Origin of the sequence: Rhizobium ecuadorense (genome assembly GCF_001187535.1) — a bacterium.
Taxonomy (GTDB): domain Bacteria; phylum Pseudomonadota; class Alphaproteobacteria; order Rhizobiales; family Rhizobiaceae; genus Rhizobium; species Rhizobium ecuadorense.
In genome coordinates, this window is sequence record NZ_LFIO01001127.1 from 1 (window position 1) to 319 (window position 319).

Here is a 319-nt window from a genome sequence, read left to right on the forward strand (position 1 = left end):
ATGTGATCGAGAACCATGGCGCCGGTGCCCTCGAGAAACAGTCCGTCCGGCTCGAGGCCGGAATAGTCGATCACCTCCTGCACCCGATACTGGCTCTTCAGCATTTCGATGACGTCGCTGCGCCGCTCGCGCCGGCGATTGACGGCCGTCATCGGATAGATCGCCACATGACCGCCGGCATGGGTGGAAAACCAGTTGTTGGGAAAGACCGAATCCGGTGTCTCGGTACCGGTGTCGTCGAAAAGATGCACTGCCACGCCATGGCTTCTAAGCACATCGGCCGCCCGGGTGATTTCGTCATAGGCCGCCAGTGAAAGGT

Annotated in this window: 1 protein-coding gene; it reads right to left on the minus strand. The window is 60.2% G+C overall.

The window, feature by feature from the left end; all coding sequences use genetic code 11:
* Positions 1 to 319, minus strand: a 319-nt coding sequence (locus tag AF337_RS24475) for an arginine deiminase-related protein (protein ID WP_244471302.1), incomplete at both ends; no start/stop codon positions are given.